Origin of the sequence: Mesorhizobium sp. M2A.F.Ca.ET.037.01.1.1 (genome assembly GCF_003998075.1) — a bacterium.
Classification (GTDB): domain Bacteria; phylum Pseudomonadota; class Alphaproteobacteria; order Rhizobiales; family Rhizobiaceae; genus Mesorhizobium.
In genome coordinates this window covers 1-397 of the sequence record NZ_RZSA01001864.1, presented here as the reverse complement: position 1 = coordinate 397, position 397 = coordinate 1, and the positions used below count along the sequence as shown (strand labels likewise).

At 54.4% G+C, this 397-nt stretch carries 1 pseudogene; it reads right to left on the bottom strand.

Annotated elements, in window-relative coordinates:
• Positions 1 to 145: pseudogene (locus EOA27_RS42900) on the bottom strand (divalent metal cation transporter); the annotation flags it as partial.
• Positions 146 to 397: the final 252 nt, after the last annotated feature.

Here is a 397-nt window from a genome sequence, read left to right as displayed (position 1 = left end):
GGCTATACGTGCCTATCCCTGAGGGGTCGTCATCCGAGGCGCCGGTGATGAAGCCGGGGCCAATAATGCGCAGGAAACGTTGAAATGGCCCTTTGGCAACCGTGTTGCTTTGCTCTCGCTCAACTTCCGAGCTGACATCGGTCATTGCTTGGGCCGTGCAATGCAAAGAGCGGCAGCCACGGCATTTGTTGCAGCCAGCATCGATCCGATCCCTATCGGTTGGAAATTTGGTTCAAAAAACTCAAGCCGCACGCTTATGAATGTCGAGCTGTTGGTCACGTGCCACTATCGCTTTGAAGTTATGGAGCCTTTGGTTCAACGATGAGGAGACGCGGCGGTTCCAAATGGAGTGGGTCTTGACGACAACCCTGGTGTGGCGGTTAACGCTTGCCATGAT